Raw genomic sequence first — 23,901 nt, 5'->3', positions numbered from 1 at the left:
AGAATTGGGTGTGGAGGGTGACGAGAATTGGGTGTGGAGGGTGACGAGAATTGGGTGTGGAGGGTGACGAGAATTGGGTGCGGAGGGTGACGAGAATTGGGTGCGGAGGGTGACGAAAATTGGGTGTTGAGGGTGACGAAAATTAGGTGCGAAGGGTGACGGAGATGGGGGGCAGGTTTTGCCTGAATGGGATCAGGCAATGGATCTATTGAAAACTCATGTTGGTAGTCGATGAGGAAGCACCATGAGCATCAGGTTTGGGTTCGATTTGTTTCAGATTGAATCGAATTATCCCTGAAACCAGATTTTGCCCTCGATCTGTACCATATTTAGATTCAATAATCGACGCGAAGTCATATAAATTACCCAGCAATGGGTGTTCTATCTGGCCACCTTTAGAAAAATAATCTTGAAAATAAGTCATAGGTGTTTTTTGAGGGCCGTTAATTGCGTCATTTAAAATTTGCTCTCGCAGCTTTTCTGCATCATCTGGATAAGTTACAAATTGTTCAATACGGAAAAAACTCATGAGGGTATCCTTAAAAAAAGGGCTAATTTTAATCTTGATGGCTTGTTTTTGTCAATGACGTTTCTTTTTTGAGAAATGTTAGTGCGCAAATTCATCTTTAATTAGTCGGTGCCCCCCGGGTTTGCCAGATTAAAGGCCAATTAGTGAGAATAATAGTATTTATAACCCGAGAGATATTAGTAATAGTTCCTTAAGCACGTTATAATTTCCTTTTAATTGTTTAGGTGATAAAAGTGAGGCATAGCCCACGTAAGCGTTTTGGTCAAAATTTTCTGCAAAACAAGCATATTATTGATGAACTATTGCGCGCTATTAATCCTCAATCTGATGATAATGTATTAGAAATTGGACCAGGCCTTGGGGCATTAACTCAGCCTTTGTTGCGCCAGTTGAACCATCTGACTGCAGTAGAAATTGATAGGGATTTACAACACTATCTGGCAAATCTTCCTATAGCTCAGGGCAAATTAAAGTTAATTTCTGCTGATGCCTTAACGATAGATTACAGCCTGTTCGGTTCGCATTTAAGGGTAGTAGGAAATTTACCTTATAATATTTCCACGCCATTACTGATTCATTTATTACGATATACCTCTTATATAGAGGACATGTATTTCATGTTGCAAAAAGAAGTTGTCGATCGAATGGCTGCGGGTCCAGGGACTAAAGCTTATGGACGTCTGAGTGTTATGTTGCAATATCATTGCGAGGTGGAACATTTATTTGATGTACCTCCAGAAGCCTTTGATCCACAACCCAAAGTAGATTCGGCCGTAGTAAGGCTTATTCCTTATCGTGTTTCTCCTTTTGATCCAGTTGCTGTAGAACAATTAGAGCGAATTGTTGCCAGTTCATTTGCAATGCGCCGCAAAACACTCACTAATAATCTGAAAGGGATCATTTCTGTAGCTGAATTAAGTGCACTAGGCATTGATGGAAGTAGAAGACCTGAACAAATTTCTGTCGCTGAATATGTTCAACTAGCGAAATTTATTTCCAAATAGTGTAAAATAAATGATATAGCATTGTGGAGGTTGTTTTGTTTCATCGTCAACGAAAAAGTCCTTTGTCTGCGCAATCCAAATCCATTAAAGATTTAACGCGTAATGTGAGCGCTTCTCAATTTTTGTTGGACAATAAACGTCAGGTATTGTTACAAAGAATGAGGGAATTGACTGGCCTTGAAGAGTCTCGATATGAGAGTTTATGTGAGGTTCTTATCGAGAACCTGGTCAATTATTGCCAATATCTTCCTGAAACGACTAACAGTTATTACTCTCAGCCTGGGGGGCTGGTGGATCATGCCCTGAATAGAACTGAGGCGGCATTGAGTTTATTTAAGGAATTTATAGTTCTGGACAAACCCGGGATATTATCTGAAGAACAGAAACTCTGGCAATATGCACTTTATTCTGCGGCTGTTTTGCAAGGAATAGGTAAATTATTTGTTGATTACCGTATTAATTTATTTGATGCCAATGGTCAATTATTAAAGCAATGGAATCCGTTGTTAGAGAGTTTGGTTAATACGGGAACCTATTATGATTATGAGTTCCTGAAAGAACCCGATCAGGATTTTCGTCGTCGATTGAATTTATTGTTGGCAAGAGCTTTAATGCCCGTGAGCGGTTTTACCTGGATAGCCTCTGATCCTCAGGTTCTGGCAGTCTGGTTGGCTTTATTGAATGAAGATACTCGCTCGGCAGGTACCCTGGGAGCTATTTTAATACGTGCAGACGCCATAGCCATACAGCGGTATATTAGCGAATTTATGGTGAAAGTCGGCGGTAATCGCGGTGGACGTTATGGTCGAGCTGGAACGTTTGCTGGTGGGGTACCGGCAACTATTGCAGAAAAAGAACAGGCGATGGGGGTCGAATTTATTCAATGGCTTACCAAATCATTGGATGAGGGCAGAATTATGATTAATAAGGCACCATTATTCATGGTGCCTGGTGGCATGTTAATGTCACAGGAAATGTTTCAATTATTTGTGAGAGAACATCCCGAATATAAAAATTGGCAAGCAGTTCAAAACGGGTTTTTATCTTTAGGATTACACAGTCGTGGAATAGCAGGAAGTGTTATTGGTCGTTTTGAACAGGCACATACACAACATATGCAAACCGGAGTGGTTTTTAGCGAATTTGCTGTAGCCCTCCCACCTACTGTAGAAGTTCATCAATTGAACACCGGTAAGATAGAATCCATGTCTGCTACCGAACTAATTCATAAAGCGCAATTTACCAGTCAATTTACCCAACAACAGAATACAATCGTGGTTACCCCGTTGCAAAAATTACCTGCCTCAGGACAATGGCAGACTGTTGAAAGTGACGTATCAACTTTAGTTCCGGGAGTACGGCGCGGTGTCTGATTATGCCATTGGTGATGTGCAAGGATGCTATGAACCCTTACAACGATTGCTTGAGTTAATTCAGTTTAATGAACGGGTTGATCGTTTATGGTTTGTTGGTGATTTGGTCAATCGTGGTCCAGAATCTCTAGCGGTATTGCGGTTTATCAGTACTCTGCCAATTACGCCCAAAATCACTTTGGGGAATCATGATTTACATTTATTAGGTTCCTTATTTGGTGGACGTCCCTGGAAAGGTCATGATGATACCATTCAGGACGTCGTGAATGCTTCTGATGGAGAGGAGCTTGGGCATTGGCTGAGAAAGCAGTCGTTGCTTTGTTATTCACCTGAACTCAATGTCGTCATGTGCCATGCCGGGATCTCGCCTTTATGGGATTTACCTAAAGCCATATCTTTGGCAAAAGAATTGGAAGACGTTCTTTCTGGCGTAAATTATAAAGACTTTCTGGCACATATGTACGGTAATAAACCGGACATATGGTCAGATGATTTAACGGGCATGGATCGATTGAGGGTCATTACTAATTATTTTACCCGAATGCGATTTTGTGATGACCAGGGTCGCTTGGAATTAAATTACAAAGGTACTATTTCCAAAGCGCCTGCACATTTTCACCCCTGGTATGAGGCTCCTGGCCGTAAAGAGATAACGGCAGATATTGTTTTTGGTCATTGGGCGGCTCTCATGGGGCTATGCCCAAATCCCAGAATTCATGCAATAGATACCGGATGTCTTTGGGGTGGTGAGTTAACTGCATTGAGACTTCAGGATAAACAAAGATTTTCTGTTTCAGGTTAAATGTTTAAAACAACGGGCGATGGCATTGGTGAACTTTTTAATTAAAAATACATTGTTATTACAGGTTATCCTGTTGTTTATCCTGTCAGATTCAGTGGCTTGGTCAGAAAATACTCCGATCGTATCGCAATCTCTATATAAATGGGTGGATGATCCAGCTGCTGAGGCAAAACGAGTTGATCTGGCAGGAGCTCGCTTGCGAGAGGCAATTAAAAATCCTGAATTTATGTTAAAAAACTGGATTGAGTTACCTACATCCCCTGCTGCACGTAAAAAAAATATCTTGCGCTTGACTATCAGAGAAGCAATCTTGTTGGCTTTGCGCTATAACCCCAATATCCAGAATGCTGAATTGGATCGTATTATTCAACGATATCAATTACGTCTGGCAAATAATGAATTTGAATTGCAATTCGCGCTTGGCGCTCAGGGCATGATCCAGAAAAGTACTTTTGATGGCGTTGGCAGTTCCACTACCAATACATTCCTGGCTAGTCCTGAGTTGGGCCTGAAAACAAAGTTAGGTACCAAGGGTTCATTAGCAATTGATAATAATGTGGGGGTGAATAACAGTTATAATCCAGTGTTAAACCTGTCAGTTACCCAGCCGTTATTACGTGGTTTTGGTCCATCTGCCAATGAAGCAGGACTTTTGGATGCCATCGATAATGAGTGGATCAATAAACTCAGTTTACAGCAATCAGTCGTTGATCAAATCACCCAGGTAATCATTGCTTATCGTGCGCTCATCTTGAGTGGAAATAATTTGCAAAATCAGCGATTACAATTAAAAGAAGCTAAAAAATCATTTGAAATCAATGAAAAGAAAATTGAAGCCGGCCAATTGGAACCTACTGGAAATATTCAGCAATCCTATCAGATTGAGTCCTTGAGTTTGTTGGTAGAACAAGGTGAAAATGATTTTAAAACGGCAGCCCAGGATTTATTACAAACTATTGGCCTTGATCCTGAAATGCATTTGTCTGTACCGAGTGATGTCACTTTAAAAGAACTCGTGGTTCCTGATTTGCAACAGTCCATTGACCTTGCTCTGAACCATAATGTGCAATATCTGGCACACAAAATGGCCTTACGTGCGGATGAACGAGCTTATAAAGTTGCAAAAAATCAACAGTTATGGCAATTGGATTTATCTGGTAACGTACAAAGTGGCACAGTAAATGATGTCACCGGTACAAACTCAGGAGTTCGTGGTATTTATAACGGTAATAATATCACCGAATCGGCTCGTGTAACGCTTACTGTTCCGCTGCATGATATAGGCCGTCGAAGTCAATTAATCAGCGCGAAATTAAAATTGGAAAAAGATCGAATCAATTTGATTGCAGCCAAACGAGCCCTGGTTACTAATATAACGAATATTATTAATAGCATTCAAAGTCTGGCAAAACGCTATGAATTAGCTAAAAAGCAGGTAAAACTGGCTGAAAAATCATATGCTTTGGAAAAGAAAAAGCAACAGGCTGGTATTTCCAGTGCTTTGGATGTTAATAATACACAGAATCAGTTAATACAAGCGCAATCAGGCTTAATCGGCGCAAAGATTGCGTATCTTAATCAGTTATCAGCCCTGCAAAGGACTTTAGGAACTACGCTGGACTATTGGCAAATTAAACTAAGGTATGGCGGATGAAAAATAACGTAAAAATTATAATTAGTTTGGTACTTACAGGTTTTTTATCAGCGTGTGGCAGTCATGATAAGGCCAAGCCAGTCACATTAAATTCATATACGGTGAAACCTAAACCCTTGCATAAAACATTGCACTTTACTGGAACCATTCAGCCTTTGCGCGAAAGTACATTAACCAGTCCAATGGAAGCAGTAGTTGAAACAATGAACTTTCATTACGGTCAGATGGTTAAGAAAGGTGATGTCGTGTTAACTTTGAATTCCAATGAACTGCAAAAACAATACAATGATACCTTAACTGACTATCTTAAAGCTAAAGACAGCTACTCCATTGCCAAGGCCAAATTTATCGGAACCCAGGAGTTATGGGATGCTGGCCTGTTATCTAAAAATAATTTTTTAAGTGAAAAATCCGGTGTGGATACTGCTCGAGTTACCTTGATGCAGGCGACACGAAAGCTTACTGAGTTATTGGAAAAAATGGATGAGAATAATTCACAGAATTTTTCTGCTTTAAGTCTGGCTGATTTTGATAAAGTAAGAAAAATATTAACGTCAAACCATAATATTATTCGTTTAAAAGCCCCCAGTGATGGAGTCATGCTTTATCCGCCGAAATCCGGGGAAGATAAATCGGCACGGGTTACAGTGGGTTCTTCAGTTAAATCAGGACAGGTTATTGCTTTGATTGGTGATTTGAAAGGGATAAGCGTAGAAATCGATGTTCCTGAAATTGATATCGACAAGATCCGCCCCGGAATGAATGCGACGATTAGCGGCGTTGCATTCGGTAAACATCAATTAAAAGGTACATTGGTAGCTGTCAACGCACAAGCATCGAATACCAGTGGTGGCGGGTTGCCTTCATTTACTGCTGTGGTGGAGGTGAAATCCTTAACCCCGGAACAACAACCCTGGATTAAAGTTGGAATGAGTGCCGCTATAGAACTCAATGTCGATAGTGACAATCAATTACTGGTGCCTATTGCTGCTGTGAAGCGTGAGAAGGGAAACAGTATAGTCAGTTTGAGGTTGGCTCAAGGATCTATTGAAAAACGCGTTATTACAACAGGACCCGCTCAAGCAGATTCCGTTGTGATAGAGTCTGGACTTAAAGACGGCGATGTGGTGGTTTATGATTAATGAACCCTTGATTCAACTCAGGGACTTGGTAAAAACTTATAAACTTGAAGGGATTAGCAGTACCGTTTTAAATGAAGTTTCTTTGACGGTACATCAGGGTGATTTGCTCGCTATAGTAGGCGCTTCCGGTTCTGGAAAATCAACCTTAATGAATATTATTGGCTTGCTGGATAAACCGGATTCAGGATCTTATATCTTAAAGGACAGGAATGTTGCGGGTTTAAGTGATGATGAATCTGCTGAACTTCGCAATCAAAGCATTGGTTTTGTTTTTCAGCAGTTTAATTTGTTGCCTCGATTTACGGCCATGCAAAATGTTGCCTTACCGCTGACTTATAGGGGTACGCCTGCAACGGAAATTAAAGAAAACGTAATGCAGGTACTCGAAAAAGTTGGGATGGCCCAATTTGCATCTCATCGACCGATGCAGTTATCTGGTGGTCAACAACAACGAATCGCGATCGCCAGAGCCTTGGTTACAGAACCTCAAGTGATCCTCGCTGATGAGCCAACAGGTGCTCTTGATTCACGCACCGGATCGGAAGTTATGAATCTGTTTTTAGCCCTGCATGCCGAAGGCCGCACTATAATCATGGTCACGCATGATGAACATGTCGCTGCACAATGCAGACGTAGAATTACTTTGGCTGATGGTATAGTCGTGGCGGAGTCAGGCCAATGAATTTCTTAAACCACTGCCAGCAAGCTTTAGTTAATTTAACCGCCTCAAAACTACGCTCTTTTTTAGCGGTGCTTGGTATTTTGGTTGGTACGGCTGCTGTTGTCGCTTTAATCAGTTGCGGCCAGTTGGCTACTGAAAAAGCCTTGGCGCAATTCAAGGCTTTGGGAACTGATTTATTAGCCGTTTCGGTTTATCAAAAAATGCCCAGTAAATCACACAGTGGCGATGATTCTCTATCCGTCGATCAATGGCAAAAACTGGCGGAGCAAATTCCTTATATTGTAAAAATCGCACCATACAGCACTGCCTATCAACAACTTAGTTTTCAAGGGAAACTGATGCAGGGGGTGGTCATTGGTGCCGATGAGCACTTGGCCGAGATTGTTCACGTTGATTTAGCTCAGGGTCATTTTGTATCCTTTGTTGAGTCGTTTGAGCATTATTGTGTCATTGGTGATGGATTGGCACAGCAAATAAAAGAAATCAGTATGGATGACCCCATTGGGAAACAGCTGCGTATAGGCCAGTCTTTATATACCATTATTGGTATTGCACGTCATTGGAAGGAAAACGGTTTTTTTAATGAAGACATTAATCAGGCAGCAATAATTCCCATTGGAGGAATTAGTCTGGTGAGCAAAGATGCAAAAATAAATAATGCTGTTGTTCTTTTGAAACCGGATAGCCCTATAGATGAGGTTATTGATCAAATAAAACATATAATCAGTTCAATGGCCCCAAAATTAAGCATTTTTCCACGTAGCGCCAAACAAATCATCGCCAGTATGGAAAGTCAGGGGCGCATATTCACGTTATTACTTGCTGTGATTGGCGGTATCTCCCTGCTGGTCGGCGGTATTGGTGTGATGAATGTGATGCTGGTTTCAGTAAGTGAGCGAAAAAAAGAAATAGGTATAAGAAAAGCTGTAGGAGCAAAAAACAGCGAGATTCAAGCTTTGTTTTTGGCTGAGTCCGTGATGCTCTCGCTATTGGGGGGCGTTCTTGGTGTGATATTAGGGCTAATATTTACCCGCATAGTGGCTTATTTTAGTGACTGGTCATTCTCAGTCTATTTGCTTCCTCCTATAGCTGGTTTTTTAGTCTCTGCGGCAACAGGAATATTCTTTGGTTTTTATCCGGCACGTCGTGCGGCAAAACTGGAACCGATGGCATCCTTACGCAGCGAATAACGCTACCAGATACAAAACGCATTCGGTACTGTACCTCATAAGCTACTGATATTAATTCCCTCGGAATTGGTGTCTTCCGAAGCCGACTCAGCACCACCTTCAGGACCCCTGATTGCATCATCAATTAGCCTTAAATTTTATTTGATTCAATTTCAAATGTTATTGAGATCTCACCAGAATGGCCTTCGCCCTCAGTGAGAAGGTGCCGACAGGCGGATGAGGAGATCATAAATCCATTAAAATATTTATCCCAACCAACAATGGATGAAACGCATGGGGTAATTTGGAAAAGCAAAAAGCCTACGCAAAAATAGCGCCTGCATGATAATTAAAATATGAATTTCACTTGGATGATGACGAGTTCATTGATTCATTGCATTGATTTTATAACTATTTTATTATGCAGCTCATGATGATACGAATATAAATGGAATTTCCAATGAAAAAAAAATCTGTTGTCCTTTCCGTTTTGCTCGGTGGTATTTCTTCGTTTAGTTTTGCAGATACAGCGACTACACCATCAACAAACCCACTGCCTTCAAGTTATGCTCCGGTTGTTATTAATGAGACATTTCAATCGATTCTGCAACGAATGAGTGCTGCAAAACAAGCGATTAATGACAGACAGCAAGCCTTGTTGCAACAACGATATGATTTAAGTAATACCCCCTCAAAAACCGCGACCATGTCGAATGGAAAACCTGTTCAGGAAGGTGTTCGGGTTAAACTTCCTACAGGAATAACCTGGGATATGTTGGCGAATATGACTCCTGATGAGATTAAAACCAAAGGATTATTTCCAGCAGGTTTCTTACCTCTACCTCATCCAAATCATCAGGAAGGAGGTATGTTATTTCCTAAATTTGCGATTGATGAAATTAATAAACAGGAAGCAAGAGATTTAACCCGTTTTGATTTGGATTTCGATATCCCAAATCATTTTCTTCCTCCTTACCCTGCTCCAATTTATTTAACTACTCGTCCCGATCTTGGCGATGTATCGCAGGGCAAACTGGTAACTATTGAAAATTATTATGAGTTATTCAATGGTCTATTGAATCCCAAACAGATTGAAGGTCTTCGTTTGTTAGTTACTCCGTTTCCACAACAACAATTTAACCAGACCGAAGATCGACGCACGGTTAAGGCAAGTCGTGGAGTCGCATGCTTTGACTGTCATGCGAATGGCCATACCAATAAAGCAACTCATTTGGTCGGTGATATTCGTCCTCAGGAGTTCCGTCATCGCATCAATACACCAACGTTACGTGGTTTAAACATTCAACGGTTGTTTGGATCGCAGCGCGCTTTGAAAACTGTAGAAGATTTTACCGAGTTTGAACAACGAGCAGCTTACTTTGATGGCGATCCGGTTATCGCGACCAAGAAAGGGGTTAATATTTTGGAACGAGGAAGCCAGGTTCATTTTATGGCCGAGTTTCAATCAATCCTCGATTTCCCCCCTGCCCCTAAATTAAATTGGGAGGGTAAGCTGGATCCAGCCAAAGCAACACCTGCAGAATTACGAGGACAGGAGTTATTTTTTGGTAAAGCTAAATGTGCAAGTTGCCATACGCCACCTTATTATACAGATAACACCATGCATAATTTGCAAACTGAGAAATTCTATAGTCCACAAATGGTTAATGGAATGAAGGTTGTGGGAGACGGGGCAATAAAAACCTTCCCATTACGTGGAATAAAGGATTCCCCTCCTTATTTACATGATGGCCGTTTATTAACTCTGGCGGATACAGTTGAGTTTTTCAATCTGGTACTGGGCTTAAAACTGACTGATGCAGAAAAATCAGATCTGACGGAGTTTATGCTCGCCCTTTAATTCGTTTTGTCTTCTTGAATCTCCCGGATTGTCACTTCATTTAAATCCGGGAGAAAGTCTATTTACTGTCCACCATTGTTGTTATAAATTCAATCAGTTAAAATCAGTCTTTTAATTGATTTGGTACGGTATGTTATACGGGGATACAATTCAGGATACCAGACAGATGTTTTTTACCAGTTGGGATAAATACCAACAGAAACAACTGCTGACACCTTTGGAAAATGAAATCGTTCAGGTGATATTGGTTCATCCTGAATACCATAAAATTCTTGAGCAACGTTCTAAATTTCAAGAGCAGGCTTATTATCCTGAACTAGGTGAAACCAACCCTTTTCTTCATATGGGTCTGCATTTGGCGGTAAGAGAACAAATCAGCACAGATCGTCCCAATGGAATTAGTGCTGTTTATAATGCTTTGGTCAATAAGTACAAAGATGCTCTGGCGGTTGAACATTTAATCATGGATCAATTGGCTGAGTGTTTATGGCTTTCTCAAAAAAATAATGTGCCGCCTGATGAACAGCATTATTTGAATGCATTGTCTGGGTATATTGATGATTATAAGTTAAGATAAGTTTTTTACTATTCAACCAGGTTATTTATGAATAATCAGGAAAAATCCACCCATTTTGGCTTCAAATCCGTTGCCTGGGATGAAAAAGAAAAAAAAGTTGCAGAAGTTTTTCATTCAGTAGCCAAAAACTACGATTTAATGAATGACTTGATGTCGCTTGGAATTCATCATCTTTGGAAACGATTTACTGTAGAATTAAGCCAGGTTCGACCTGGACAGACAGTTCTTGATTTGGCCGGGGGAAGTGGTGATTTAACCCGTTTGCTCAGTAAGAAGGTTGGCGATAGTGGTCAAGTCATACTTGCAGATATCAATTCGGCGATGCTCAATGTGGGGCGGGACCGCTTACTTGATGAAGGTCTATTTAAAAACATTAGTTTTGTGCAAGGAAATGCTCAATGTCTGCCTTTTGCTGATAACACGTTTCATTGCATCACTATAGGTTTTGGCCTGCGTAATGTTACGGATAAAGAAGAAGCGCTACGCTCCATGTATCGGGTTTGTAAACCCGGAGGCAAGCTTATGGTACTTGAGTTTTCAACCCCGACTTTTCCCGGGTTAAAACCAGTTTATGACTGGTATTCGTTTAATATATTGCCTAAAGTAGGTAAATTCTTCGCCCAGGATGAAGCCAGTTATCAATATCTTGCAGAATCCATCCGAATGCACCCGAATCAGAACGATTTAAAAGAGATGATTGAAAAAGCAGGTTTTGAAGATTGCCAATACCATAATCTAAGTGGAGGCATAGTTGCGTTGCACGTTGCCTATAAATATTGAGTTTAATATGCTAAAAAAATACTCCTTAAAAGCACTACAAAAAGCAATTAATCAGGCAATGAGCCTGGATGATGCAATGCCTGAAAAACTTTTGGCTCTGAATGGAAAAGTGCTGGAAATGGTTATCACTCCATTAAATGTCCATTTTTTTATTCAATTTATGAATGGTGAAATGCTATTACTGGATCAGTACGAAGGACACGCGGATACTGTAATTCACAGCAATCCCATAGGTTTAATACGTCTTAGTTTATTGCCCCCATCTAAAGCACGCTCTTTATTTAATGATAAAATTCGGATGTCTGGTGATATCGAGTTTGGGCAACAGGTTAAAACTTTGTTCGATGAGATGGATATCGACTGGGAAGGGCATTTAGCTCACTTTACCGGAGATGTCGTTGCTCACCAAATTGGTTCTTTTATACGTAAGGGTATGGAGTTTAAAAATCAATTCAGTGAATCCATGCGTCACAATGTAACAGAGTTTCTTCAGGAAGAATTACGTATTATCCCTTCAAGAAATGAACTTGAAGATTTTTATAATGATGTAGATGAACTATCTTTAAATGTTGAGAGATTGCAGGCCCATGTTAATCAATTGTTGAACGATGATGAAATTCATTAATCGAATGAACTGGTTGATTCAGATTGAACTGATTGTACCTGTTATTATTGCAGCTGTATTTATGGCGATCCTCAATTTAATTCCCAGATTTCATTTTATATACCGTTTAAAATGGAATAGAACATCACGATTATTAACTGATGAGTTGTCATGAAATCAATTAAACAATTAATTCGTCTCATTCATATCAACTATATTCTTGCCAGTAATGGATTGGATAACGTAGTTGTCTCACTAAGACTGTTTGCGCCATTACGCTTCATAGTTTATTTAAATCCGTGGAATTGGTTCCGCAAAGATCAACTGACTCGAGGGCAAGCTCTGCGGAAAACGCTGGAAGAATTGGGTCCCATCTTTATTAAATTTGGTCAGGCTCTTTCGACACGTCCAGATATACTTCCAGATGATATAGCTAAAGAATTGAGTAAACTGCAGGATAAGGTTCCTCCTTTCGCCAGCGATATAGCGATTTCGATCCTCGAACAAGCGTATGGAAAATCTCCTTACGAAATTTTTGCTCAGTTTGATTCCAATGCTCTGGCATCGGCTTCCATGGCTCAGGTTCATGCAGCAACCCTGAAATCAGGCGAAGAAGTTGTTATCAAAATTCTCAGACCGAAAATGCGTCGAATTATTGAGCAAGACATCAGCATCATGTATACCATAGCCAGACTGGCCGATAGGTATTGGCCCGAAGGTAAGCGACTGAAACCTAAAGAAATCGTTAAAGAATTTGAGCATACCTTACTTGATGAGCTTGATTTATTGAGAGAGGCTGCAAATGCCGCTCAATTACGTCGTAATTTCAATAACTCCCCATTATTGTATATCCCTGAAATCTATTGGGATTATTCGCGGGAAAATGTACTGGTTATGGAGCGAATTCATGGCATACCGGTCTCTGATGTGGCCAGTCTGCGTGATCACCAGATTGATATAAAAAAACTCGCTGAGCGTGGTGTTGAAATTTTCTTTACCCAGGTCTTTCGGGACTGTTTTTTTCATGCCGATATGCACCCTGGAAATATTTTTGTTTCCTATAAACATCCTCAGGAGCCTCAATATATCTGTATTGATTTTGGAATAATTGGTACTTTAAATGAAAGTGATAAACGGTACCTGGCAGAAAATTTATTGGCTTTCTTTAATCGCGACTATCGAAAAGTAGCTCAGTTGCATGTTGAATCAGGATGGGTTTCGAGAGATACGCGTGTTGAAGAATTTGAAAGCGCTATTCGTACTGTATGCGAACCCATATTTGAAAAGCCTATAAAAGATATATCATTTGCCCAGGTTGTACTTCGCCTGTTCCAGGTCGCAAGACGATTTCATATGGAAGTGCAGCCTCAATTAGTATTGCTGCAAAAAACTTTATTGGCTGTGGAAGGTTTAGGGAGACAACTTTATCCTGATTTGGATCTGTGGGTAACTGCAAAGCCCTTTCTGGAAAAATGGCTTCGCCAGCAAATTGGACCTAAGAATTTCTTCAATCAATTAAAAGAAAATCTGCCATTTTTTACCGAGCAATTACCCCATATGCCCAAATTAATTTTTGATGTGCTGGAGTTGAAGAAAGCGGAATTAATGGTAAAAAGAGATCTCAACCGTGCAGATACAAATAACAAGGAGCACTTGATTCAATGGAAAAGTATCGGGATTGGAGTCTTTATCTCATTCCTGTCGTTGGCTGTTATTAATTATTTGGATCTATTAGACTATGAACAGGTTACCCCGATTGCCTTAACGGGAGCTGCTATTGCAGGAGTTTTTGTCCTCATCAATCGTAAAATAAGGAGCTAGCATGGGATTAAGCGGCATCAGTCCTTTATCATTATTGTTAATATTTGGCATTATTGTGGCATTATTTGGAACCTCTAAATTGAAAACGATTGGTTCTGATCTGGGTGAGGCCATAAAAAATTTTCGAAAAGCGATGAACGATGATAGCTCTACTGAAACGAAAAATGATGATAAATCATTATGAGCAGTGGTGAACTGTTATTAACGTTCATTGTAGCAGTAATTGTATTTGGGCCATCAAAACTCCCCATGCTGGCCACTCATCTCGGTCTATTAATGCGTAAAATGAATCAATTAAAAGCACATGCCGCAGAATTTTGGCAGCAACAACTCAACGAGATTCAACTGCAAGAAAATCAGCGTAAAGCAGAACTTGGCGATGAAGAATATAAGAAAACTGAGTCCAAATCTGACATTTGATTCAAGATCGTATCACCAATACGAACATAAATTGCATAAAATAGTGACAGCCCATTATTGAAATCAATGGCGCACCCCATTAAAATCTCCCTTAAAAATCGTAATTTTTACAATTTTGTAACATTCACTTAACAATTCCTTAACATTCATCTGACATAATGCTTCCAATTAAGTGATAAACGAGACAGAACAGGAGGCGATCACTAATACCTACAGCTGAGATTTGGAATACAGCAAATACATTGTGCCAGGCATTGAATCATTGACCCAGCAAATAAGCAACGTAATTCCAAAAGCGTTTAAGACATACCAGTTAGTTAATAATTTATTTACCTGAGGAGTCACGAATCATGGCGTTATCAGAAATCATTATCAACGATGTAGTTAAATATCAGACAAATGCAGTCATCAGCGAATCCAGTTACCAAACTCTTCGCCAATATCTCTTGGAACGTAAACCCTTATTAACAGTTACCAATGAAATTGACTCATTCTTAAATGAGCACTACACAGCTGATAAACAGATCGTGATCGAACAGCTAGTCCAGGCAGCCTGTGACTCTCAAAAAACAAATGATGCTCAAGAAGCCAGAAAAGATGAACAAGAAAAAAATAGTGATACCCTGCTGAGATCGAATTACGGTCAAGAATTATCATCATTGCAAAGCAAATTGACTCAGCTTGAAACCAGAGTTTATCAACAAAATAGTCTTAGTTCTCAAATTCGGAGCCAGGTTTCTGAATACCAAATAAACCTCAATCAGGTTGAGCGCTCTATAGAACGTATAAGAACTGAACGAAACGTAATTCAAACCAGATATGTGGTTAATCCGGGGTTTCCACAACCTAATGTGCATGTGCATACCCATAATGGCCCACAAGTTACTAATTTATATCCGGTTTTATTCAGCATGCAGGATCAAATTACCTGGGATAGTCTTCTTCGCGAAGAAAACAGACTGATTGACGAACGACAAAGATTGAAAGATATCATTCGTTTAAAGAGCAATGAATCTAATCAAGAAGGATATCTATTAGGAACACTCAACGGTGAGAAGAGGCAGGCTGAAGCACGTTTGCGTGATATTAAAAACCAAATGGATGTTGAACTACCTAATCGAGAACAACAACGGCATATTCGAAATCAGGAACGACTTGCCAGAGAAAATGCACGCAGTAGTAATGATCCTAATCTGTTGCAATTATCTTTTAAAAATCGTGAAGCACTGACCCAGAAAATTACTGCCAAAATCGATGAACTTGATCAATTAAGAACTAAATTGTCAAAGAATGCTGTCGATACAAGTTATTCATTATATGTTGCTCAACTTGACGAAGCGCTTCAGGGCGGAGTTGAACTCAAATTAACTCACTTCGAGCGTGAAGCGTTAAAATCAATCACCGGGATGATGAAAAACTATCTTGAAATGATGGGTCAAGAACAATCCATTATTAAATCCCTGGATGAGGCCAGGAATGCCCTGCAACAGCAGCAAAAAAGCTTGGGTGTATGTACAGCGAAACTACAACATTATGTAACCTCTAACCCACAATTAAAACAGACCAATAAGGAACTTGCAGAGGACAATAGAAGACTTAAACTGGATAGTGAATCAGCAGGATCTATGAGGAGCAATGCACTGTACGCTTCTCTTTTTGGCGGAGCGAGTACCTTAATTAGCGCTGCGATAATTGGTTCACTTGTGGTAAGTCCCCTGTTTTTTGCAATATCAGGAGCACTGGCTTTAGCTACTATAATTTCCTTAACCGTGGCTGTAGTGTATCACTGTCAAAAATCTGCCACCGATGATCGTATCAATAAGAACGCAAATACCATTCGTGACAATGAAGAATTGATCTCAAAACATAATACGGAGTCTGATAAATTACGGACAAGCACTATCCCTGGTCTCAATATGAGCATTGAAGAATCAGAGCGGACTATTCGCCGAATTGAGAATCAGCTGAAAGAACAACAATTTGCAATGAAACAATTATTTAATAAAGCTCAAAATGTGAGTGAATTTCATAATGATGCGTTCCAGTTCTTTGGCAGTATGCCTTCTGCAAGTGAATTATCTATAAGACCCTCCGCTCCAGAGTATGATGTAAGCGATCAATCAGCGGGTTATCAAGGATATCCACCTCAGTATGAAGTTGATTCAACACCTTCACATCCATACAGTCTTATAAATTTTAATCAATAACTGTAACTCCTGTATTAAAATCCGCTGAACAGAATTATCTGTTCAGCGGATTTTTAAATTACTCCTAAATAACTCAGTCTTCAAATCGATTCACGGGTTGATGGCAGTATGGCGTTTTGCGGTGTTTCAGATAATAATCCTGATGATACTCTTCGGCTGGCCAGAAGGGCTGAACTTCCAGTAATTTGGTTGCAACCTGATATCCCTTATTTTGTAATGTTTCTATTAAAGACGCTGCTATCTGTTGCTGTTCTGAATTATAATAAAATACAGCACTTTGATATTGTTGACCCAAATCGGGTCCTTGGCCCGTTCTTTGTGTGGGGTCATGTATTTCAAAAAATCGTTTAATAATTTGATAATAATCCGATTTCGCTGAATCATAAACTACACGTACCGCTTCGTAATGTCCGGTATTACCCTGACATACTTCATCATAACCTGGGTCCATGCTATGACCTCCGGTATAACCGGATTCTACCTTTAATACACCTGGAATTTGCTTTAAAAAATGCTCGACACCCCAAAAGCAGCCTCCAGCTACTATCGCTTCCTCGCTATCCATGACGTTTATGTCATTCACAAAATCAAGAGAAGCTGAATTGACACAATGACGAAGATTTTTATGAGTGAAGGACTCACCAGTAAATACGTGACCTAAATGAGCATCGCATCGCGTACATAATATTTCAGTTCGCATACCGTCTCTATCCGGCACCTGTTTTACTGCATGGACTATATTATCGTCAAAACTTGGCCAACCACAACCTGAACTGAATTGACTGGTTCCTCGAAACAAAGCCAACCCGCAACGCCGACATAAGTACGTGCCTTGAGTATTTACCGTATTGTAGATACCGGTATGCGGATATTCTGTTGCCTTGTTGCATACAATACGTCTCGCTGCTGGCGTCAGGCTGGCTGTTTTATCAAGATATTCGCTCACTTTATTCATCCTTAAATCCCGAAATTTCGTCATCCTGAACGCAGTGAACCATCTCTAAATGCAGGCACAGTACATCATTCAGGAGATCCTTTCTTGCATTCGGGATGACGGTTCTCATGTTAAACAAAAACAACCCGGGTTTCGACTTCGTCTGGTCCCGGGTTGCTTTTAAAATGCTCTGAAGTCTTTTGACTTTTATTAATTATTGAGCCTGACAGATTTTGTCTGCCATATATCCTATGGCACCCGCATAATAAATTGAATTGTTATAACGCAATATCATCTTATAATTGGAGAAAGCCAAAAATGTAGGACCGCCAAAAGGTTGAACGATACTGGCTTGCAAATTTTGATACGGTAATGGCTGACCATTTTCAGTACGCACGCCTAATGCATTCCACTCACTGACTGGTTTGATTATCGTTTTCCCTTCCATTTTCATATCAAATTTAGCGGGTAACTTGACCTGTATTGCCCATGGCTCGCCAGTCTGCCATCCATTTTGTTTCATATAATTTGCAATGGATGCAAATACATCAGGTTTGCTTTTCCAAATGTCTTTTCGACCATCACCATCGTAATCAACAGCATATTTCACCCAGCTGGAGGGCAGGAATTGTGGTTGGCCAGAGGCTCCAGCCCATTCTCCTTTAAAATCAGCCAGACTGACGTGGCCATCATTCAGTATGTGCAATGCCAACAACAGCTCTTTTCGGAAAAAATCTTTGCGTTTGGAATCATAAGCTAAAGTAGCCAATGCTTTAATCACAGGGAAATTTCCCATATAAGTACCGTAGCTTGTTTCCATGCCCCAAAACGACACAATAAAACAGGGATTAACCCCATATTGCTTGGCTACTTCGTCCAAAACTTCCTTATTTCTTTTATATTCCTTGCGACCTATAGCAATTCTGTAATTATCAGCTCGGGTATTGAGGTATTTTGTAAACGTTAATCGATGTTCCGGTTGTGAATGCATAAATCCTTTAATCTGCCGGCTGGGTTCTTTAATTCCAGCAAAAGCTTCGTCAAAGACATTAGGAGCAATCCCTTGTTGTATGGCTTCCTCTCTAACACCCGCAACCCAATCATTCCAACTTTGATTTGCAAAAGCAACTTGATTTAATAGCATCACTACTATTATCGTGAGCCCCCATTTTTTCATAGCTCTTCCCCTGGTTTATAATTATTATTTACTGGTTTTAAATTTCGACCAATTTCTATTTATCTTTAACTTTTAAATAAATCACTCTTTTAAATTAATAACTTATGTGTGTATTCTAATAAGATAGACCATTAATTAAAAAATAGCAGCCATGGAAATTCATCATCTTGATGCAAAAACCATTCATTCAGCATTTTTAACTGCATGTGACGCTATAATTTCTAATCGTGAGAATCTCAATGCTATTAATTTGTTTCCAGTAGCAGATGGAGATACCGGTGATAATATGTCTGCAACTGCATTGTCTGTTATCACGCACTCCAAAACCCAAACTACACTTAATGAAACATTCAAATCTCTGGCAGATTCTGCTCTGATAGGCGCTCGTGGTAATTCAGGAATGATTTTCTCTCAATTTTTTAATGGACTTACTGAAACTGAATTGACCTCCGAACAAATAGATACCGTTACGTTCTCCAGATTAATTACACAAGCAAGTCAAAGTGTCCGTTCGGCCATTCTTCATCCAGTAGAAGGTACTATTATTACTGTAATCGATGCCTGGTCTGCCAGCATCAGTAAAGTAGCAACGGATTTCATCTGCTTCAAAAAGTTAATTAAACATACCTTATCTGAAGTGAATCAAGCACTGCAAAGTACCGCCAATACCCTTCCTGTTTTAAAAGACGCACATGTTGTGGATGCTGGAGCTTTGGGATTTTACCATTTTATCAATGGATTTTCTGAATACCTGATCAATCCTCGTGCCATAACTCATAATCATCATGAGGACTGTTTAAAAGCTAATCATGAATTGCCTGATAAAGGCTATCCCCCAGAACAAAGGTATTGTACTGAAATTACTCTCTCAGGGGAATCCATTGATAGAACATCAATTGCAAATCAACTGGAACAATTTGGCGACAGCGTTGTAAGTAGTGGAAACGCTAGCCTATGCCGATTTCACGTTCACTGCACCGAGCCTGCAGCGGTATTTGAATCGCTCTTTCATGCCGGAACTATTACTCATGCCAAAGCACAGGATATGTTGCGTCAATTTCAAATGATTCATCAGCGTAAATACCCTATTGCTTTAGTGACCGATTCCAGTGCGGATATCCCTCAATCTGTATTGGACGAGAATCAAATTCATATTATTCAATTAAATATGCATTTGGATGGACATAATTTATTGGATAGAATCTGTGTCAATCAAGATACGTTCTATGATCATTTAAGCAATTTGAAAACCTATCCAAAAACATCTTTCCCTTCTCCCGCATTACTGGAAGAGCAAGTTGTACACTTATCAAATCAATATGAGCAAGTACTCATTTTGCCTATTTCACAAGGATTAAGCGGTACTCATGATGCGATAATCAAGGCAACAGAACATTTAAATAATGTGCATGTGGTGAACTCTTGTCAGACTTCCGGAGGCTTAGGATTACTGGTAAGTTTTGCTGCTCAATTGGTAGCTGCAGGTTTATCCATTGAAGAAATTAAAAAAGAGCTGATATTTAAAATACCTAAAATTGAGATGGTGGTTTACGTTGAACAGTTTGACTCATTGATCCGTAGCGGAAGAATTGGCAGGATAAGTGGACGAATTGCTCAATTGGCTCATATTAAACCCATTATTCGTCTTGATAGCTCTGGAAAAGCGGCAATGTTTGATAAAGCCTTTAGTGAAACCAAAGCGTTAACCAAGCTCATCCGTCATGTAGACTCACTTTGTGCACATCAGAGCTTGGAATCCTATGGTTTAGTGCATGCAGGCGTTTCCGAAAAAGCTAAATCATTCGCCCAATTAACCACCGAAGCATTAGGACAGCCTCCAGCTTTTATCGAATCTGTTTCTACTGCCTTAGGTCTTCATGCAGGGAAAGGAAGTGTTGCCCTGGCAACCATGATGAAATAACACGGGATTAACTTTATGGCACTGATACTCATTGTTTATTGTATTTTGTTTATTCATATGTGTTTGATTTGGTGTTTGTATCGTTATTTAAAAAATCCGTCTATAGTTGATGTTGGCTGGGCCTCAGGATTAACTCTTAGCGGGCTCATTTATCTGTTCGCTAATCCCGTTTCGACACGCGCTCTTATTTTAGGATCTTTACTCCTTTTGTGGGGAGGACGTTTAGGTTTCTATCTTTGGTATACACGAATCAGAATAGGACATGTGGATAAACGCTACATCAATTTAAGTGATCATTGGAAAATAGCAAAGCCCTTGGGTTTTTTCCTGAATTTCCAATTACAAGGTTTATTAATTGGTATCATTGTTATTCCATGGTATTTTTGCGGTGCTTCGGCTGTAGATGCACTAAGTAGTATTGATTATTTGGGTATCTTACTCGCTGTTATAGGGTTAACTGGTGAAAGCATGGCGGATCTGCAACTTCAAAAATACAAACATGCCCCATCAGGACCTGTATGCACTCTTGGCCTTTGGTATTATTCCAGGCATCCAAATTATTTTTTTGAATGGTTAGTCTGGTGTGCTTTTACTCTATTTGGATTAACACACAGTATCGGATTTATTGGCCTGATCTCGCCTTTAACCCTCTATTTGATAATGACTCAAATCACTGGTCCAATGACTGAAGCGGGATCAATAAAATCAAGAGGCCAGGCTTATATTGATTATCAAAAAACGACTCCAATGTTTTTTCCTCGCCTAAAATAAAACCGGGTCATTACAGACACTCCTTTTTCTGGTCTGTATGAATGTTAACTGTTACCTATGTGTCCGGTCATTTGTGTTACCGATGTGTCCGGGTCGGACCGACAGCTCCCTTCTCCCTTTAAAAAGGGAGAAGGGTTGGGGATGAGGGTTTTTATCAGATAGCATGATCTCGAATTAAGTTATAATGTGTTCCATGACATCTAAGATATTTTTAAAACTTCATTATTTCTAAATCGCCCCAGGCGATAGCCAATTGCATTTTTTCATCATCGCTTTGGACTAAGGTCTAGTCAATCCTGTTTTTTTTATATGAAAATAAGAAACCCTCATCCCCAGCCCTTCTCCCTTTTTAAAGGGAGAAGGGAGCCTAATTGGGCCTGAATTCTCAACCAGAGCTCAAATTAATAACCCTTGATTTGCGACAGTCTTGGTAAATAAGGTAAAAATATTGACATTATTGGGTATAATATGAGATATTCTCTCTGCGAGGTTGGACTTGCTATGTGTCATTCCACTGGGTCAATTGGCGACACACTGATTGGCCCTTTCTATTTATATCCCATCCACCATTAAAAACTACTCAAGGCGAGTTTAATTCCAATAAATGTCATCAATACTCCACTGAATAATTCAATACCCTGCCATACGGTAGTTTTGGTCAGGATATTGGAAAAATAACGTGTAGTCATCGTCAACGAACTAAACCATAACAGGCTTGAGGTGATAACTCCTAATAAAAAGGCCATTTTATGATCTGGAAATTGGCTGCTTCCACTGCCGATGATGACCAGCGTATCGATAATGGCATGAGGATTCAATAAACTGAAGCCCAAGGCAAACAAGACAATCTGAATTCTGTTATGGGGTTGAGGTGTCTTGTCTGATTGTTTTTTATGATGGGTGAACGCACTTCGGAACGCTTTTATTGCATAATAAAGTAGAAACGCGGTGCCAAACCAAACCAGCCAAATTTGCAGGGTGGGGTGAACGAGTAGTATTTGATGCAAACCAGCTACACTGGCACAGGCTAGAATAATATCGCAGATAAAACATACCATAGCGGATAATGCTGCATGATTCCTGCGCGCACCTTGTTTAATCAGAAAGACATTCTGAGGTCCCAGTGCCATGATTAAAGACAAGCCCAAGAGTAATCCATTGAAATAAATAAACATAAATTAAAGAAAAATAGAGTAAAAAGGCAGGTGATTATACCATATATTTGCCAATTGCGCCCGCGCTTATGGTTTTATTTTGAACTATGAGACCATGATTATGGCAAGGGGCGTGATTTGAACTCTGTAAAAAATATTTACAGTTACCTATCGGTATAGGGTATCTCCGCATCAAAGCACTACAATTCAGTTAAGAATTCTGAACGGAACAAGGGAAAATAGGAACAAAAATCCTAAAATTAAGGGCAGTATTGTGTCATTGAGCTTGATAAGTATTGCACACGGTGTTTAATACATTATGCAATATGGGAGCAACATTCTTGCTGGAATAACGTTGTACGCGTTGAAAAGCATTAAATGCCAGCTGCTTTGCCAAATGTTTCTCCGCAATAATTTGCTCTAGAGCGTCGGCCATACTGATTGGGTCTTCAGGTGGTACCAGAAGTGCACTTTGAGAATCACCCACAATCTCTATCGGTCCAGATAATTTGCAAAGCACCATGGGCAAAGAGTGCATCATACTTTCTAATACTACCAGGCCAAAGGCTTCTTCTCGAGAAGGAAGACAAAAAATATCCAGACTCTTGTAAAAGGAGTGTCGGTCTTCTATCCATCCTAGTAAATCAATATCATCAGTTAATCCGTGATGTTGAATTAATTGGACGTATTGTTCCTTATCTTTGCCATCACCTGCAATTTTTGCTTTGAAGGCAACATTTCGTTTTTTTAATTCAGCCAGAGCGTCGATAAAAATGTCTATCCCTTTTATTTTAGCCAGTCGAGCACAAACGCCAATTATCGGTACATTGGATTCTTTTGGCTCTTTAAACGTTAATTCCTCAGGAATATGGACCATATTGGGAACAGTATAAACCGTATTTGCCGGTATTCCTGAGTTTATAATGTCCTGCCGCATCTGTTCCGTAATTGCAATGATTGCATCCGTTCCAAAATCATAATGACCACGAACATGGCATACTGCGATTTTCGGAACTTTGGTTCTCGTTTTTTTGAATAAATAAGCAGCTCTGTAGCTGTGGGTAATGATGCAGTCTGGATTTTCACGTTTAATGAGTTTTCGCAGTCGGTACATAGCAACGAGATCATGCTGATTGTAGTTGTGGATTGTTATCAAATGCTCCTGGGGACAATTGCTTTTGATCTCTGCCTTAGGGTGAATGACTGGAATGACATGGTTGCCCTGCGCGGTGAGGGCTGGGATATAGTTTAAAAATACTTGTTCCAATCCACCGTTAACTTTGGAGAACATCGCATTCAAAATTTTCATCCTGAGCTCC

At 39.9% G+C, this 23,901-nt stretch carries 23 protein-coding genes; 18 read left to right on the top strand and 5 right to left on the bottom strand.

Features of this window, described 5'->3' with window-relative positions:
• Positions 1-205: 205 nt before the first annotated feature.
• Positions 206-529 carry a hypothetical protein gene (locus Lqua_RS09020; protein ID WP_058473950.1) on the bottom strand — a complete coding sequence of 108 codons (324 nt, stop codon included), beginning with the start codon at positions 527-529 and terminating at the stop codon, positions 206-208.
• Between the two features lie 233 nt (positions 530-762).
• On the opposite strand from Lqua_RS09020, the gene rsmA reads away from it, so the two are divergent.
• The 16 genes from rsmA (at position 763) to Lqua_RS08945 (ending at position 16,625) form a co-directional block, all read left to right on the top strand.
• On the top strand, positions 763-1,533 hold the full coding sequence (rsmA, locus tag Lqua_RS09015) for a 16S rRNA (adenine(1518)-N(6)/adenine(1519)-N(6))-dimethyltransferase RsmA (RefSeq protein WP_058473949.1): 771 nt from the start codon (positions 763-765) through the stop codon (positions 1,531-1,533).
• Between the two features lie 35 nt (positions 1,534-1,568).
• Entirely contained in the window at positions 1,569-2,906 is a 1,338-nt protein-coding gene (locus tag Lqua_RS09010; RefSeq protein WP_172459541.1) for a conjugal transfer nickase/helicase domain-containing protein, read from the top strand.
• Complete coding sequence (locus Lqua_RS09005) at positions 2,899-3,708, top strand: symmetrical bis(5'-nucleosyl)-tetraphosphatase (protein ID WP_058473947.1); 810 nt, start codon at positions 2,899-2,901, stop codon at positions 3,706-3,708. Before Lqua_RS09010 ends, Lqua_RS09005 begins: the two co-directional genes overlap by 8 nt.
• 28 nt (positions 3,709-3,736) lie before the next feature.
• Positions 3,737-5,362 (top strand): TolC family protein, encoded by a 1,626-nt coding sequence (locus tag Lqua_RS09000; RefSeq protein ID WP_058473961.1) that lies wholly within the window; start codon positions 3,737-3,739, stop codon positions 5,360-5,362.
• Entirely contained in the window at positions 5,359-6,504 is a 1,146-nt protein-coding gene (locus tag Lqua_RS08995) for an efflux RND transporter periplasmic adaptor subunit (RefSeq protein WP_058473946.1), read from the top strand. The genes Lqua_RS09000 and Lqua_RS08995 overlap by 4 nt, the downstream gene beginning before the upstream one ends.
• A complete protein-coding gene (locus tag Lqua_RS08990) occupies positions 6,497-7,186 on the top strand; it encodes an ABC transporter ATP-binding protein (RefSeq protein WP_058473945.1) in 690 nt (229 codons plus the stop codon). The genes Lqua_RS08995 and Lqua_RS08990 overlap by 8 nt, the downstream gene beginning before the upstream one ends.
• Positions 7,183-8,376 carry an ABC transporter permease gene (locus Lqua_RS08985; RefSeq protein ID WP_058473944.1) on the top strand — a complete coding sequence of 398 codons (1,194 nt, stop codon included), beginning with the start codon at positions 7,183-7,185 and terminating at the stop codon, positions 8,374-8,376. The genes Lqua_RS08990 and Lqua_RS08985 overlap by 4 nt, the downstream gene beginning before the upstream one ends.
• 439 nt (positions 8,377-8,815) lie before the next feature.
• Positions 8,816-10,216 (top strand): hypothetical protein, encoded by a 1,401-nt coding sequence (locus Lqua_RS08980; RefSeq protein ID WP_058473943.1) that lies wholly within the window; start codon positions 8,816-8,818, stop codon positions 10,214-10,216.
• Between the two features lie 130 nt (positions 10,217-10,346).
• Positions 10,347-10,793, top strand: coding sequence for a DUF1841 family protein (locus Lqua_RS08975; RefSeq protein ID WP_058473942.1), 447 nt, complete (start codon positions 10,347-10,349; stop codon positions 10,791-10,793).
• A 27-nt stretch (positions 10,794-10,820) separates the two neighbouring features.
• Complete coding sequence (ubiE, locus tag Lqua_RS08970) at positions 10,821-11,573, top strand: bifunctional demethylmenaquinone methyltransferase/2-methoxy-6-polyprenyl-1,4-benzoquinol methylase UbiE (protein ID WP_058473941.1); 753 nt, start codon at positions 10,821-10,823, stop codon at positions 11,571-11,573.
• Positions 11,574-11,580: 7 nt separating this feature from the next.
• Positions 11,581-12,198, top strand: a complete 618-nt coding sequence (locus Lqua_RS08965) for a ubiquinone biosynthesis accessory factor UbiJ (RefSeq protein WP_058473940.1) — start codon at positions 11,581-11,583, stop codon at positions 12,196-12,198.
• The gene (locus Lqua_RS18195) at positions 12,182-12,352 is read left to right on the top strand and encodes a hypothetical protein (protein WP_157076138.1); all 171 of its coding nucleotides are present in this window, start codon (positions 12,182-12,184) and stop codon (positions 12,350-12,352) included. Before Lqua_RS08965 ends, Lqua_RS18195 begins: the two co-directional genes overlap by 17 nt.
• Entirely contained in the window at positions 12,349-13,998 is a 1,650-nt protein-coding gene (ubiB, locus tag Lqua_RS08960) for a ubiquinone biosynthesis regulatory protein kinase UbiB (RefSeq protein WP_058473939.1), read from the top strand. Before Lqua_RS18195 ends, ubiB begins: the two co-directional genes overlap by 4 nt.
• 1 nt (position 13,999) lies before the next feature.
• Complete coding sequence (gene tatA, locus Lqua_RS08955) at positions 14,000-14,182, top strand: twin-arginine translocase TatA/TatE family subunit (protein WP_058473938.1); 183 nt, start codon at positions 14,000-14,002, stop codon at positions 14,180-14,182.
• Entirely contained in the window at positions 14,179-14,418 is a 240-nt protein-coding gene (locus Lqua_RS08950) for a Sec-independent protein translocase subunit TatA/TatB (RefSeq protein ID WP_058473937.1), read from the top strand. The genes tatA and Lqua_RS08950 overlap by 4 nt, the downstream gene beginning before the upstream one ends.
• Before the next feature lie 350 nt (positions 14,419-14,768).
• Entirely contained in the window at positions 14,769-16,625 is a 1,857-nt protein-coding gene (locus tag Lqua_RS08945) for a hypothetical protein (protein WP_058473936.1), read from the top strand.
• A gap of 73 nt (positions 16,626-16,698) precedes the next feature.
• Here the strand turns inward: Lqua_RS08945 and Lqua_RS08940 are convergent, their stop codons facing one another.
• Positions 16,699-17,571: a bifunctional methionine sulfoxide reductase B/A protein gene (locus tag Lqua_RS08940; protein ID WP_115148851.1), complete on the bottom strand. Its 873-nt coding sequence runs from the start codon at positions 17,569-17,571 to the stop codon at positions 16,699-16,701.
• A 202-nt stretch (positions 17,572-17,773) separates the two neighbouring features.
• Positions 17,774-18,736 (bottom strand): lytic murein transglycosylase, encoded by a 963-nt coding sequence (locus Lqua_RS08935; RefSeq protein WP_058473934.1) that lies wholly within the window; start codon positions 18,734-18,736, stop codon positions 17,774-17,776.
• 151 nt (positions 18,737-18,887) lie between these two features.
• On the opposite strand from Lqua_RS08935, the gene Lqua_RS08930 reads away from it, so the two are divergent.
• Entirely contained in the window at positions 18,888-20,657 is a 1,770-nt protein-coding gene (locus Lqua_RS08930) for a DegV family protein (RefSeq protein ID WP_058473933.1), read from the top strand.
• A 15-nt stretch (positions 20,658-20,672) separates the two neighbouring features.
• Entirely contained in the window at positions 20,673-21,428 is a 756-nt protein-coding gene (locus tag Lqua_RS08925; RefSeq protein WP_058473932.1) for a DUF1295 domain-containing protein, read from the top strand.
• 569 nt (positions 21,429-21,997) lie between these two features.
• Here Lqua_RS08925 and Lqua_RS08920 read toward each other — a convergent pair.
• Both Lqua_RS08920 and Lqua_RS08915 read right to left on the bottom strand, forming a co-directional pair.
• Positions 21,998-22,603: a LysE/ArgO family amino acid transporter gene (locus tag Lqua_RS08920; RefSeq protein ID WP_058473931.1), complete on the bottom strand. Its 606-nt coding sequence runs from the start codon at positions 22,601-22,603 to the stop codon at positions 21,998-22,000.
• Between the two features lie 256 nt (positions 22,604-22,859).
• Positions 22,860-23,891, bottom strand: coding sequence for a glycosyltransferase family 4 protein (locus Lqua_RS08915; RefSeq protein WP_058473930.1), 1,032 nt, complete (start codon positions 23,889-23,891; stop codon positions 22,860-22,862).
• Positions 23,892-23,901 lie beyond the last annotated feature (10 nt).

Source organism: Legionella quateirensis, assembly GCF_001467955.1.
Lineage (GTDB): Bacteria > Pseudomonadota > Gammaproteobacteria > Legionellales > Legionellaceae > Legionella > Legionella quateirensis.
This window is presented reverse-complemented; position numbering and strand designations above follow the sequence as displayed.

Bases quoted from the DNA above. Each gene is read 5' to 3' on its own strand.
- Lqua_RS08920 (WP_058473931.1), bottom strand. From the start codon at position 22,603: ATGTTTATTTATTTCAATGGATTACTCTTGGGCTTGTCTTTAATCATG.
- Lqua_RS08925 (WP_058473932.1), top strand. From the start codon at position 20,673: ATGGCACTGATACTCATTGTTTATTGTATTTTGTTTATTCATATGTGT.
- ubiE (WP_058473941.1), top strand. From the start codon at position 10,821: ATGAATAATCAGGAAAAATCCACCCATTTTGGCTTCAAATCCGTTGCC.
- Lqua_RS08950 (WP_058473937.1), top strand. From the start codon at position 14,179: ATGAGCAGTGGTGAACTGTTATTAACGTTCATTGTAGCAGTAATTGTA.
- tatA (WP_058473938.1), top strand. From the start codon at position 14,000: ATGGGATTAAGCGGCATCAGTCCTTTATCATTATTGTTAATATTTGGC.
- Lqua_RS08930 (WP_058473933.1), top strand. From the start codon at position 18,888: ATGGAAATTCATCATCTTGATGCAAAAACCATTCATTCAGCATTTTTA.
- Lqua_RS08995 (WP_058473946.1), top strand. From the start codon at position 5,359: ATGAAAAATAACGTAAAAATTATAATTAGTTTGGTACTTACAGGTTTT.
- Lqua_RS08985 (WP_058473944.1), top strand. From the start codon at position 7,183: ATGAATTTCTTAAACCACTGCCAGCAAGCTTTAGTTAATTTAACCGCC.
- Lqua_RS08935 (WP_058473934.1), bottom strand. From the start codon at position 18,736: ATGAAAAAATGGGGGCTCACGATAATAGTAGTGATGCTATTAAATCAA.
- Lqua_RS18195 (WP_157076138.1), top strand. From the start codon at position 12,182: ATGATGAAATTCATTAATCGAATGAACTGGTTGATTCAGATTGAACTG.
- Lqua_RS08980 (WP_058473943.1), top strand. From the start codon at position 8,816: ATGAAAAAAAAATCTGTTGTCCTTTCCGTTTTGCTCGGTGGTATTTCT.
- Lqua_RS08915 (WP_058473930.1), bottom strand. From the start codon at position 23,891: ATGAAAATTTTGAATGCGATGTTCTCCAAAGTTAACGGTGGATTGGAA.
- Lqua_RS08965 (WP_058473940.1), top strand. From the start codon at position 11,581: ATGCTAAAAAAATACTCCTTAAAAGCACTACAAAAAGCAATTAATCAG.
- Lqua_RS08990 (WP_058473945.1), top strand. From the start codon at position 6,497: ATGATTAATGAACCCTTGATTCAACTCAGGGACTTGGTAAAAACTTAT.
- Lqua_RS09020 (WP_058473950.1), bottom strand. From the start codon at position 529: ATGAGTTTTTTCCGTATTGAACAATTTGTAACTTATCCAGATGATGCA.
- Lqua_RS08945 (WP_058473936.1), top strand. From the start codon at position 14,769: ATGGCGTTATCAGAAATCATTATCAACGATGTAGTTAAATATCAGACA.
- Lqua_RS08975 (WP_058473942.1), top strand. From the start codon at position 10,347: ATGTTATACGGGGATACAATTCAGGATACCAGACAGATGTTTTTTACC.
- ubiB (WP_058473939.1), top strand. From the start codon at position 12,349: ATGAAATCAATTAAACAATTAATTCGTCTCATTCATATCAACTATATT.